The organism is Thermophagus xiamenensis (assembly GCF_900112795.1).
GTDB classification, from domain to species: domain Bacteria; phylum Bacteroidota; class Bacteroidia; order Bacteroidales; family Marinilabiliaceae; genus Thermophagus; species Thermophagus xiamenensis.
Genome location: NZ_FONA01000014.1, coordinates 70,542 through 82,651, shown reverse-complemented (window position 1 = coordinate 82,651; position 12,110 = coordinate 70,542). Strand labels below are relative to the sequence as shown.

Here is a 12,110-nt window from a genome sequence, read left to right as displayed (position 1 = left end):
AGAACCAGAAAGCAACATTTATAATGCCATTAAGCCAATGAATAACCAAATTCATGTGTGTATATAAAAACATCATCTAATTTTAACAATAATAAAGAATTGAATATTAAAGAAAATAGTCTGGTTGACTAATCCAATATTTTTACCTATATTTAAATGATTGAATAACAAACCCTTAAAAACCAATTTAATATGAAAAGTACAGGATTCTTTTTAGGCGGACTGCTATTGGGTGCTGCAGTAGGAACAGCATTGGCTTTGCTCTATGCTCCACAAACGGGTGAAGATGCACGCCGTCAAATAAAAATAAAAATCGCTGAACTCGAAAAAGAACTGGACCAAATGCGAGCAAAACTCAAAGAAAAAGGTGGGGAGATGAAAGAAGAAGCCAGAAAAAGAATTCAAGAGTTAGAAAAACGCATCGAAAAGTTAATGGAAGAATACCAAAAGGCTCCCGAAACCGCTTCTTAATCTTTTTAATTTTACAGAACATTAGATTCAATCAAAACCTCTGTGCTTTGTTGATTATTAGAAAATTTTCTAACAACAACATCAACAAGGCACAGAGGGAATTTTTTCAATTTGATCTGAGCATATGATCAAATGAATTTCACAAAGTTTCTCTTAAATTTATGTATGTTCGTTTTGTGAAATAAATGTTGATTTTTGTTTCACTTTTACTGTTTTTGTTGGATAGCAACCAGCCAATTAAAGGATAAAAACTACTGATACTCAAAATCAAATTAGCATTGCATAAATTAATTCCAATGGTTATCCGATCACGTTAATAAAAAACAACCAATCATCAAAATTGCCAAAAAAAGTTTTTTCGTCATTTGGTGCCAACCATTATTTTAATAAACAGCAAAAACCAATAAAATAGTCGAAGAAATTTATTATAATTTTCTAATATTAAAATAGATGAAAGAAAATATCACTCGAGAGCTGGAAGACATAAAAAAAGAAGTAGAAGAGTATGTGCAGTTACGCATTGACCTAACAAAGCTTCATATAGCGGGTGAATTGTCACGCTTTTTTTCGGGGATAATGGCTAAAACCGTTTTGCTGTATCTTTTCTTTTTTGTTTTTATGTTTTTTTCTCTGGCTGCTGCTGTTTTATTAGGGGAACAAATAGGTTCATATGCATTAGGTTTTATTCTTACCGGAATGTTATTTCTGGTAGTTGCCATAATATTTTGGACACTTCGAAAAAAAATCATTGAGCGTCATGTAGTTCAACGATTCATAGAGTTAATGTTTCCAAAATTTAACAATGATGATGAAGAATAAAAAGAAACGAAAAAACGATTACCGACATATTAAGAGCTATAAGGATCTTTGCCACGAAAAGATGCATTTGGCTTATCGAACCCGCTACACTGAAAAACAATTACAAATAAAGTTTCTGGAACTGGGTTACTCGCTTCATCCAGCCCGTTTGATTCCCAACTTATTGGTAGAATGGGCACGCCCAATGCTTTGGGACTTTTTATCCCGCGTTAAAAGTTATCTATTTGGTACAAAGCGTAAATCCCACCAAAAACAAACTTCAAAAGATAAGGATGAATAACACCTCCACACTTTTTGCGCAAAAAAACTAAATTTGCTCTCTGATATCCATTTTTAATTAAACCGAAAACCATCAATATATGGAGAAGGAGGCTGCCCGCAAGCGCATTGAACTATTGAGAGAAGAACTCAATTACCATAACTATAAATACTACATTGAGAATCAACCCGAGATATCAGATCTGGAGTTTGATCAAAAGATGCAAGAGCTGGCGGATCTGGAAAAACAATATCCCGAATTTGTGGACCCAAGCAGTCCTACCATGCGTGTGGGTAGTGATCTCTCAGAGGAGTTTGAACAAGTACCCCACAAATACCCAATGCTATCGTTGGGCAATACTTATTCGGAAGAAGAATTACTGGATTTTCACAACCGTTTATTGCGGCTGGTTGGCAACAATTTCAGTTATGTTTGTGAATTGAAATATGATGGAACTTCCATCAGTTTGACATATGTCAACGGCGTATTACAACGGGCCGTTACACGAGGTGACGGAACCGTTGGTGATGATGTTACCCGAAATGTACGCACCATTCGCTCAGTTCCACTCAAGCTACATGGAGATTATCCTTCAGAATTTGAAATACGGGGCGAAATTTTTCTGCCTGTAAAAGAATTTGAATGGCTCAATGATGAAAGAGCTAAAGCCGGAGAGCCACCCTTTGCCAACCCACGCAATGCCGCTGCTGGCTCGCTTAAACTACAAAATAGTGCATTGGTAGCCAAAAGGCCTCTCGATTGTTACCTTTATTATATGTTAGGCGAAGAACTACCTACCAACAGCCATTATGACAACCTGATGAAGGCCAAATCGTGGGGACTAAAGATATCTCCGCACATGAAAAGGTGTCAATCAATTGAAGAAGTATTTGATTTCATTAAATACTGGGATAAGGAACGCCACAACCTGCCCTTTGAAATCGACGGAGCTGTTATAAAGGTAGATAACATAAATATACAAAATCAATTAGGCAATACCGCCAAATCACCCCGATGGGCCATAGCTTACAAGTTTAAAGCGGAACAAGTACAAACCCGATTATTATCCATTGATTTTCAGGTAGGACGAACGGGTGCAGTAACTCCCGTCGCCAATCTGGAGCCGGTACAACTGGCCGGAACCATTGTTAAACGTGCTTCTCTGCACAATGCAGACATTATTTCGGAATTGGGCTTACATATCAACGATACGGTTATCGTGGAAAAAGGTGGGGAAATTATTCCCAAAATTACAGGTGTAGTCCCCGAAAAACGACCCCATCAAAGTGAAGCGGTTGAATTCATCAAAAATTGTCCTGCGTGTGGATCGCCCCTTATGCGAATCGAAGGCGAAGCGGCACACTATTGCTCTAATTCGGCCAACTGCCCGCCACAAATCAAAGGAAAAATAGAGCACTTCATATCCCGGCGAGCCATGAATATCGACGGACTGGGAAGCGAAACCATTAATTTGCTTTACAACCAGAATCTGGTAAAAACCATTTCAGATTTATACCGACTTCGCCCCTCACAATTAATTCCCCTTGAACGACTTGGAGAAAAATCTGCCCGCAATATCATTAACAGTATTGAGGCCTCCAAAAACGTTCCATGGCCTCGCGTTCTTTATGGCCTGGGCATCCGTTTTGTTGGTGAAACGGTAGCCAAAAAATTGGCCGAAGCTTTTCCCTCTGTTGATCAACTGATGTCAGCAACAAAAGAGCAATTGATGGCGGTGGATGAAATCGGGGAGAAAATTGCCGAGAGCGTTATTGCATTTTTTAAGGATGAAGGAAACAGAAATTTGATTGAAGAATTAAAACAATTTGGTCTTAAACTTGAAGGAATAGAACCAAATCAATCGTTGATATCTACAAAACTTGAAGGAAAAAATATTGTTATTAGTGGTACTTTCTCAAAATATTCACGTGATGAGCTCAAACAAATGATTGCAGCCCATGGAGGGAAAAATACCAGTTCGGTAACGGGGAAAACCGACATTTTAGTGGCAGGCGAAAAAACAGGACCTGCCAAGCTACAAAAAGCAAAATCGTTAGGCATCACCATTTTAACCGAAGAGCAATTTCTTGAACTTATTGAAAAATAAAATCTCGTGATACTATTAAAAAAACAAAGAGAAATCATAGGATCCTACCTGTTAAGGAAAAAGGTAAAAAAACAACAGCGTACTGTTCAATTAAAAAAAATCGATGATTGGGAAAAAGTCGGCATATTTTTTGATATTTCATCGAAACAAAATAGAACAACGGTAAGAGAATTAATAAAAAAATTACAGGCAAAAGGCAAGCAAGTTCAAGCTTTAGGATTTATTGAAACACCCCAAACGGAAGAAAATTTAATAAGCGATAAAACCATTTATTATTCCACACTTTTGGATTTCAGCTATTTTTTTCTTCCCAAAAAAGAGGAGGTAGTATCATTTGTATCGGATAAAATGGATGTACTTTTGGTTTTTACCACCCAATACAGTTTCGCAGCCGAAGCTGTTGTAAAGCTTTCAAAAGCAAATCTTAAAGTAGGCTTTTCAGGAATTTTCGACAACGATATGGACATTACATTTGAAATATCCGAGCCCACTCCTGAAAAACTCGTGGAACAAATTGAACGATATCTATGTTAGAAACCTTTAACCCCAAACAAATATCAACAAACCACCTAATTTACCATAATTTGTAAATATGAAAAATATGAAACCTTCAATCTATCTTTTTGCCCTGGTATCGATTACAGTAATGTTGCAAAGTTGTGCCACACGCAAAGTGGAACGTATTGATACCGAAGAAATAATAGATTTAAGCGGTCGTTGGAATGACACCGACTCCAGAATGGTGGCAGAAGCCATGGTAGAGCAAGTGCTTAATGGCCAATGGTTGCCCAATTTTCAGGAGAAACATGAAGGCCGGAAACCGGTTGTAATTGTTGGACTGGTTTATAACAAGTCGCACGAACATATCGAAGCCGAAACCTTCATTAAAGATGTAGAACGCGCTTTCATCAATTCGGGCAAAGTACGATTAGTCCAAGCCGGCGATAAAAGAGAGGAGCTTCGCAAAGAGAGGGCTGCCCAACAAGACTTTGCCTCTCCCGAAACCATGAAGGCCTGGGGAAAAGAACTGGGCGCCGATTTTATGCTTAACGGTGATATCTCATCAACCGTTGATACCTACAAACGGGAAAGAGTCAATTACTACCAGGTCAATCTTGAACTCACGGACATTGAAACCAGTGAAGTTGTATGGATTGGCGATAAAAAAATCAGGAAATACATCAAAAACTAATTCTGATATAATAACTGGCAGAATTGAATTTCAATAATTTCTCTCTCTTTATGAATCGATATCTGAAGGTTATATTTTCTGTTGCGCTGGTAGCTATTATTGCTGCCTGCGCTACTTTTTATCAAAAAACCTATCAGATACAGGAAAATATTGCCAGAGGGCAATTCGAAAAGGCTGATAAACTCCTGGAAAAAGATACCAAATGGGCCCAGAACAACAACCGGGTTCTCTATTTTATGAACCGGGGCGTGGTAGCTTACATGATGGGTGATTACTCCAAAAGCATCGATTATTTTAATCAAGCCGATTATTATATTGATGATTATTCGAAACAATTTGGATGGGAAGCCTTGTCGCTGGTTTCAAATCCTATGGTTAAACCCTACCGCCCGGAAGATTTCGAAGCCATAATGGTACATTTTTACAAGGCCCTTAACTTTATTGCGTTAAACGATCTGGAAGGTGCACTGGTAGAAGCACGGCGCGTTAACATTCGTCTTCAACAATTGAATGACAAGTACAAAGATCACAAAAATAAATACCAGCATGATGCTTTTGCCCATAACCTGATGGGTATGATTTATGAGGCTGCCAGGGATTACAACAATGCCTTTATTGCCTACCGAAACGCTTTAGAGGTTTATGAAAATGATTATACCAAATTGTTTGGGATAACCCCACCCCTGCAGTTGAAGAAAGATTTATTACGAACGGCAAAGCTTTCCGGCTTTCCGGAAGAGGTTGCTCGTTACGAACAGTTGTTTGGAATAAAAGTTCCAGATGGACCTAAAAAAGAGGAAGGGCAATTGTTGCTATTTTGGCTTAATGGCATGGGACCCGTAAAATCGGAGTGGTTCATCACCATAACAAATTTCGGTTTTAATAATGGCTATGTGGCACTGGGTAATCCTGAATTGGGCCTTAATTTTTCTTATCAAGCCACCTTGCTAACGCCGCGCGAAAGAACTGCTTTTAAAAATCTCTCATTTTTCAGTGTTGCCTTTCCTAAATATGTGGAACGACCTCCTGTTTTTCGAGCCGGGAAGGTCATAATTAACGATACTATAATACCTTTCGAAAAAGCTCAGGATATCAACAAAATAGCGTTTCAGTGCTTGCATGACCGAATGTTGCGTGAATTGGGAAACGCTCTGCTGAGAGTGGCAACCAAAAAAGCTATGGAAAAGGCTGTTAATAACGAAAACGAAAATCTTGGAACCATTGTTAGCATTATCAATACTCTTACCGAACGCGCCGACACACGTAACTGGCAATCTCTGCCCTATTCAATTTCTTATACCCGAGTTTATCTACCTGAAGGACAGCATACCATTAACCTCAATTTTGAAGGCGAGTACGTCAATAACAACACCATTGATGTAAACATCAAAGCAGGACAAACTACATTTTATACTTTTCATACTATGAGTAGTAAGACAATGAATTAAGTCTTTTTCGATAAAAAGCAATAAACACTCTTATCGACCGAAATCTAATTTTTGGACAAAAAAGTCTGCATAAACCCCTTAAAGCTTATCATAAATCTCTTAATGCTGCGCATAAACCCCTCAATGCTTATCATAAACCTCTTAAAGCCTCTCATAAACCCCATAATGCTGTGCATAAACCTCTTAATGCTTATCATAAACCCCTTAATGCTGCGCATAAACCTCTTAATGCTTATCATAAACCTCTCAACCCTTATCATAAACCCCTTAATGCTGCGCATAAGAGCATTCACAAAACTATGACCCAAATAAAAAAAATTAAAGGACACAGTTTGATGAACATTTCCGGCAAAAGAGCTTAATTGGCAGACATTCGTATCACCATTGCCATAATATCCTGTTCATTGGGTATTGCTGGATTTTTTAATCAGCAACATCACTTTTCAACAAAAACCTTCCCCACAAAAATCTTTCCCTCATCATTTATCAATCTAATGAAATACAATCCATTCATTAAATCCGGCACTTTAATTTTTCTTTCTTCGGCCGTATAAACTCCCTGAGAAATGAATTGACCGTTTTGCGCGAAAATTTGCCATTGTCCGTTTTGGTGATTATCCAATTCAAAATAAATATAGTTTCTAACAGGGTTAGGCCATAGATTTAAACTACTAATTTTTAGCGCATTTGGAACAAAATCAGGAATATCAGTAAAAAATCCCGGGGGTGCTAATTGGATGTCGCCTAATTCAAAACTTCCTTCACCTTTTTGCCCGGTAATTCCATAATTAACATATAGACGAACTTCCACAATTTCCGCCATATTCCAGGTCGAAACACTGCCTTCAAAAGTGTGTTGATAGATATGGTATTCCTGGTCGTCAACCACTGAAGTAATCTTAAACAAGTCGGATGTGTTAACTTTACCGTTACGGTCTACAAAATCGAACCTCAATACATTCGGCACATCCCCATCCAAAACTCTCAGATTGACTCTTGCTGTTCTATAATCCTCCAGATTAACAATATAATTTAGAGATAAAGAGATGTACGGGTTTTCCAAAGGATTGACGATGGAATAACTAACCTTAACCCCTTTTTGAGAAGGTTCCAATAAAAAGCTATTTCCCCCACTTTGCTCAGGGACTATCCAGGCCGGAGTAATATCATCTTTTAATGCGTCCAAAACCAAAGGGGCTTCTTCAGGAACAAGATAAAGATTGATGGATAAAGGATTGGCTGTTTTTTCTTCACAATCAGAAATCATTTTACATTGCACCATTCCACTTTCACTTCCCCACTCTACCATAACTTCATTGGAATTGTCATCTGAAATAACCTGAACATCCTGGGGAAAAGACCATTGATAAGCAACTCCACTAATTGGGATAACAAAGAAAGTTGCCTCTTCACCAGGTTGTACCTTATCGGGTCCTTTTACAGAGAAATCTGGCAATGTCGATTGATATACCCTAACATAATCAATTTCCATAACTGCCTCGGTAAGGTCAGGGTCAATACCTTGAGCACCTCCCCAATTTCCGCCAATGGCTATGTTCAAAATCAAAAAGAAAGGTTGGTCAAAAGGCCATTCCTTATAAGAAATATGAGGATTAGAAAAAGAAAAAAATTCCACACCATCGACGAACCATGTTATTTTTTCAGGAGTCCATTGAATGCTATAGGTGTGAAATTGAAGATGTGCATCTTCCACCTCTATGGTACCAGTTTTTTGTGTGCCCAAAATGTGATTATATGCTTCGGTATGAATAGAACCATGAATCATTCCCAGGTCATATCCCACATGTTCCATAATGTCTATCTCACCGCTATTGGGCCAACCTCCATAAACTGAATTCTGAGGCATCATCCAGATGGCAGGCCAGGTTCCCACCCCTTGAGGGAGTTTTGCTCTTACCTCAACGGTTCCGTATTTCCATGCGGCCTTTCCAGAAGTTACAAGCCGAGCTGAGGTCCAGGCACCGGAAGAAGATTTCCGAGCATGAATTTTTAATGTTCCGTTGCTAACATATGAATTATCGAGGCTATTGGTATAGGTTTGCAATTCATTGTTTCCCCATCCACCGCCTCCGGTTTCATAGTTCCAATAATCAGGGTTGGGCGCACCCTGATATTCAAATTCATCAGAAAATACCAAATAGGAACAATCTTGTGCCATGCTATTATTGGTAATCCCGGTAAAAAGAGATAACCAAATTACACCGAGAGATATGCCTAACGGTTTTATGAAAGTGTATAACAGGGCTTTTGCATTCATCCTACTTTCTATTTTATTAGTTTAAAATATGATCAGGGCTCACCTTAAAAATAATTCGCCAGCAACGGAAAACCAACTTTATTAGCAATCATCAAATTAATGAAAACCCATTTTGCTTGTGCACTATACTATTTTTATAACACAAATCTTATGCGCGTTATTGATAAACGCGTACAAAATCAACCATCATTTTAGCCGGGAAAATAGCATCATCGACACCATGTAAACCGCCCCAGTTACCTCCTACGGCAACATTCAACAATAGATGAAAGCGTTTGTCGAAAGGCCATTCATCGGGACCAATACCGCTGTTGCGAAAAGTAAATACCTTTTCTTCATCAATAAAAAAGTCAATTTTATCGGCATCCCATTCAATGGCATACAGATGAAATTCAGTTTCGCAATCAGGAACATAGGTGGCTTTGCCTACTTGGGTTCCCAAAGTATGATTAAAAGCTTTTGTATGAACAGTAGTGTAGATGGAATCGGGTTCATATCCCACGTGCTCCATGATATCTATTTCGCCACTTTCAGGCCATCTGCCATATTCCCAATCGGTAGGTAACATCCATATTGCTGGCCAAATACCACGACCACCCGGAACCTTTGCCCTTACTTCTATGCGTCCGTATTTCCAGTCACCCTTTCCTTTGGTGGTAAGTCTTGCCGAAGTATAACCAAAACTGTCCCATGATTCCTTAATGGCGGTTAACTGTAAATGCTGCCCATCCACCCAGGCATTTTTTTTACGGGCAATCGTATAGCATTGAAGTTCATTATTTCCCCATCCATAGGAATTGCCAATGGTGTCGTAATTCCATTTGTTCTCATCCGGTAATCCAACATAATCGAATTCGTCGTTCCATACCAATTCGCCATACTTACTATTGTGACTGGAACACGATATCACTAATACATTAAAAAAAATTAAACAAAACGAAAAACTTCTCCTAAAGTCCATATTTAAAACTGATTTAATCCTCATTATTAAAGTTCATTTTTTTAATGTCAATATTGGCCGATAGTAAGAACCCTATCGGCCAATAATTAATATTTGGCAGGATTTAAAGACGATCTTAATCTTTTAACAAATTTTATTGACCTTCCTCCTATAAACAACCACGGGGAAAAAATTTAAACTAAACACTGAAGAGTATACATAATAAAGCGGTGTCTACAGATCTATTCCAATCTGAATTTTCCCATTAATCCATCGGCTGCATTAGGGGCTATCCAAACATGAAAATCACCGGGCTCAATCACATATCTTCCGTTGGGATGATAAAATCCCAATTGACTGGAATTCAACTCAAAAGTTACCCTTTCACTTTCTCCGGGTTTTAGCGTAATGCGCTTAAAATCTTTCAATTCACGCACAGGGCGAGTATAGGAACCTACCAAATCACGGACATACAACTGAACAATTTCAGTACCTTCTCTTTTTCCCGTATTTGTAATAGTTGCCGAAACCTTTATTACATCCCCAATTTGAATAGTTTTGGCAGATAGGGAAATATCGGAATACTCAAATGTTGTATAGGACAACCCGTAACCAAAGGGGTATAGTGGTTTGAAACCATAATCAAGTGTATGATTGGTATTTCCTAAAGAATGCTGAACCGCTTTAACGGGAATGTCATCGATATAAGTCCATGATGTTGAATCGGCTGGACGTCCCGACATTTTGTGTGCGTAATAGATGGGTACTTGTCCTTCTCCTTTTGGAAAAGTAACGGGCAATTTTGCAGAAGGAACGGCTTCACCAAAAATCAGGTTAACGATCGCAGGCCCTGCCATTGTTCCCGGATGCCATGCATAGAGGATTGCATCAGCTAAATGCCGGGTTTTGTATAGCCCACCCGGGCGACCCGACATCACAACCATGATTAGTGGTTTTCCTTTGGAAGCAGCCAGTTCCAACAATTGGTTCTGGGCACCTACGAAATCGAGTTCTGCCAATGATTTGGCTTCACCCGAAAGGATGGCTTCCTCGCCTACGACGGCCACAACCACATCAGCTTGGGCAATAGCCCTCTCAACCGCTCTAAACCCTTTGGTTGACTTATCGCGGGTATAAGCCAGTCCTTCGGCAAAAAATGTGTTATTGGCACCGTTATATTCATAAAATGCGTCCAGTACAGACTTTGAATCATTTTCATTCCCATCAAAAATCCAGGTCCCTAGCTGTTCATAAGGTTGATCGGCCATAGGCCCTATAAGGGCTACTTTAGTACCTTTCTTCAGAGGTAACAGTTCATTTTTGTTTTTTAACAAGACAATGCTTTCCTCAGCCAATTTCCGGGCTACCTCAAGATGACGAGGATTAACCAGAACAGAGTCGGCCAATGACTCATCCACATAAGGATTATCAAATAAACCAAGACGGAATTTCACTCTTAAAATGCGCCTTACGGCGTCATCAATCCATTCCATTTTTACTTTCCCTTCTTCGACCAAGGCTTTAAGGTGGTTGGCATAAGTTCGACTTGACATTTCCATGTCAACACCGGCAGCAATTCCCAGTTGTGCCGCATGCTTCTCATCAGCAGCAAAACCGTGGTCAATCATTTCCTGAATAGATGCCCAATCGCTCACCACAAAGCCATCAAAGCCCAAATCTTTTTTTAGAATACCTCTTACATTGCGCTGATGACCACTGGCAGGAATACCGTTTATTTCATTAAATGCAGTCATAACGGTGGCAACTCCTGCATTTACTGCTGCACGATAAGGTGGTAAATAAACATTATATAGTTCAATATCCGGAATCATAGTAGTATTGTAATCGCGTCCACCTTCTGCAGCACCATAACCGATGTAATGTTTAGCGCAGGCCGCAATGGTCAAAGGATTTGCCAAATCATCTCCTTGAAAACCCTGAACCATAGCTCTAGCTATCATGGCATTCAATAATGGGTCTTCACCTCCACTTTCAGCGATACGTCCCCAGCGCGGGTCACGACTCACATCAATCATGGGGGCAAAGGTCCAGTTAATACCTTCTGAAGCTGCTTCCTTTGCAGCAATTGAGGCTGCTTCACGAATTAAATCCTCATTCCAGGAAGCTGCCATTCCCAGAGGGATAGGGAAAATAGTTCGGTAACCATGAATTACATCACGCCCAATGATTAATGGTATACCCAGACGGCTTTCCTCAACGGCTATTCGCTGAATTTCGTTAACCTTACCGGCACCAATCAAATTAAGCAGAGAACCAAGCTGCCCTTTTCTAACCGCTTCAATAACCTCTTCTTCGGTACCAAACACACCGGGGTCAACCTGGCACATTTGGCCGATTTTTTCATCCAAAGTCATCTCAGATAATAAAGCCTCAATCTTCTGTTCCATTTCCCCTGAAGATTTGCCGGACGTAGTTTCACCCGAACATCCATAAAAAACAAAAAAAGATAAGAATGCAAAAAAAATCAATCCCTTAAATTTCATACTAAACAAAAATTTTAATTTATATGCCTTATTTTCCCTTAAATCAATTACGCTCAAATACAGCCTTCTAGTCAAAACACTGTAAACACTAA

The 12,110-nt window shown here is 39.2% G+C and carries 10 protein-coding genes; 7 read left to right on the top strand and 3 right to left on the bottom strand.

Annotated features, from left to right (window positions below):
* The first annotated feature begins 192 nt into the window (after nucleotides 1-192).
* The 7 genes from BM130_RS09785 (at nucleotide 193) to BM130_RS09755 (ending at nucleotide 6,296) form a co-directional block, all read left to right on the top strand.
* Nucleotides 193-471, top strand: a complete 279-nt coding sequence (locus BM130_RS09785; RefSeq protein WP_010527844.1) for a YtxH domain-containing protein — start codon at nucleotides 193-195, stop codon at nucleotides 469-471.
* Between the two features lie 450 nt (nucleotides 472-921).
* Nucleotides 922-1,290, top strand: a complete 369-nt coding sequence (locus tag BM130_RS09780; protein ID WP_010527843.1) for a phage holin family protein — start codon at nucleotides 922-924, stop codon at nucleotides 1,288-1,290.
* Nucleotides 1,277-1,570: a hypothetical protein gene (locus BM130_RS09775; RefSeq protein WP_010527842.1), complete on the top strand. Its 294-nt coding sequence runs from the start codon at nucleotides 1,277-1,279 to the stop codon at nucleotides 1,568-1,570. The genes BM130_RS09780 and BM130_RS09775 overlap by 14 nt, the downstream gene beginning before the upstream one ends.
* A gap of 79 nt (nucleotides 1,571-1,649) precedes the next feature.
* Nucleotides 1,650-3,656: an NAD-dependent DNA ligase LigA gene (gene ligA / locus BM130_RS09770; protein WP_074964363.1), complete on the top strand. Its 2,007-nt coding sequence runs from the start codon at nucleotides 1,650-1,652 to the stop codon at nucleotides 3,654-3,656.
* Nucleotides 3,657-3,662: 6 nt separating this feature from the next.
* Nucleotides 3,663-4,190 (top strand): DUF6913 domain-containing protein, encoded by a 528-nt coding sequence (locus BM130_RS09765; RefSeq protein WP_010527840.1) that lies wholly within the window; start codon nucleotides 3,663-3,665, stop codon nucleotides 4,188-4,190.
* A 67-nt stretch (nucleotides 4,191-4,257) separates the two neighbouring features.
* Complete coding sequence (locus BM130_RS09760; protein ID WP_029626623.1) at nucleotides 4,258-4,848, top strand: penicillin-binding protein activator LpoB; 591 nt, start codon at nucleotides 4,258-4,260, stop codon at nucleotides 4,846-4,848.
* Between the two features lie 50 nt (nucleotides 4,849-4,898).
* Nucleotides 4,899-6,296, top strand: coding sequence for a COG3014 family protein (locus BM130_RS09755; protein WP_010527838.1), 1,398 nt, complete (start codon nucleotides 4,899-4,901; stop codon nucleotides 6,294-6,296).
* Nucleotides 6,297-6,732: 436 nt separating this feature from the next.
* Here the strand turns inward: BM130_RS09755 and BM130_RS09745 are convergent, their stop codons facing one another.
* From BM130_RS09745 to bglX, 3 genes are all read right to left on the bottom strand, one after another.
* Nucleotides 6,733-8,574, bottom strand: a complete 1,842-nt coding sequence (locus tag BM130_RS09745) for a family 16 glycosylhydrolase (RefSeq protein ID WP_010527837.1) — start codon at nucleotides 8,572-8,574, stop codon at nucleotides 6,733-6,735.
* Nucleotides 8,575-8,731: 157 nt separating this feature from the next.
* The gene (locus BM130_RS09740; protein WP_052298956.1) at nucleotides 8,732-9,535 is read right to left on the bottom strand and encodes a glycoside hydrolase family 16 protein; all 804 of its coding nucleotides are present in this window, start codon (nucleotides 9,533-9,535) and stop codon (nucleotides 8,732-8,734) included.
* Between the two features lie 221 nt (nucleotides 9,536-9,756).
* Nucleotides 9,757-11,922, bottom strand: a complete 2,166-nt coding sequence (gene bglX, locus BM130_RS09735; RefSeq protein WP_237706140.1) for a beta-glucosidase BglX — start codon at nucleotides 11,920-11,922, stop codon at nucleotides 9,757-9,759.
* Between the last annotated feature and the right edge of the window lie 188 nt (nucleotides 11,923-12,110).